This is a genomic window from Gilliamella sp. X-60 (assembly GCF_057063585.1).
Genome location: NZ_JBXSQJ010000052.1, coordinates 1 through 1,139, shown reverse-complemented (window position 1 = coordinate 1,139; position 1,139 = coordinate 1). Strand labels below are relative to the sequence as shown.

Genomic DNA, 1,139 nt, shown 5'->3' with positions numbered 1-1,139 from the left:
CCCGGTCAATGGATTAATATCAACGGCAGTCCGCTAGCAGATATTAATGACGGTATCATCATTTTAAGTGTACAGGGGCAGGGTAACCGCACTGATGCTTATGAACTCACCTTTACCGCCATTCCCTATCAAGCCTTAAAACCCTATCGCCCCGCGCCCATACGCTGGCCACAAGTCAGTGGCACTTTGCCTGCCCGTGTCACCAGCCCTAATCATGACACCTATGGTTATATCGACCCGCAAGGGCGCTATCGGGTTAAATTTAACTTTGATTTAAAAGAGTGGAAAAGTGGCACGGAAAGCCTGTGGGTACGCTTAGCTAAACCTTATGCGGGTAACACCTATGGTTTTCACTTTCCCTTAATTGACGGTACCGAAGTGGCCATTGCCTTTATGCAAGGCAATCCTGACCGGCCGTATATTGCCCATGCGATGCATGACAGTGCTCACCCCGACCTTGTCACCACCATTAACAAACACCGCAATGTGATTCGCACGCCGGCTAATAACAAACTGCGCATGGATGATAAACGCGGGCAAGAGCATATTAAAATCGCCACCGAATACGGCAAAAGCCAACTTAATTTGGGGCATTTGGTCGATAATAAAAAAGGACAACGCGGTGAAGGCTTTGAACTGCGTACCGACGAATGGGGCGCGATTGCCGCTAACAAAGGCTTATACTTAACCACCCAAACCCAGCCGAAAGCGCAAGGCAAACAGCTTGATATGCAAGCGGCGATTGCTCAACTTGAAAATGCCCTCTCCATTGCCAAAGCCCTACAAAATGCCGCCACCCAGTCCGAGGCGCACAGCGCCGATACCGATAGCCAAGAGCAACTTAAAGCCAACTTAAGTGAGCTAACCCAAAGTGGCCTACTGGCCTATGCACAAGAAGGCATAGCCCTAACCAGCCCTGAAAATATTCAACTGACAACAGCGAGCAGCCTCACCTTAACCAGCGAACATCAAACCGATATTAACGCTTTAAACAACGTCACCCTTTCATCGGGCGAAGCGATTGGTTTATTTGCCCAAAAATCAGGCATGAAACTGTTTGCCAACCAAGGTGATATTGACCTGCAAGCCCAAAATGCCAACCTCAATATGGCCGCCAAGCAAGATATCAAAGTGGATAG

At 48.8% G+C, this 1,139-nt stretch carries 1 protein-coding gene; it reads left to right on the top strand.

Annotated features, from left to right (window positions below; genetic code table 11):
• Window positions 1-1,139: DUF2345 domain-containing protein (locus ACYIAM_RS12995; protein ID WP_483748555.1), on the top strand; the 1,139-nt coding region annotated here is incomplete at both ends.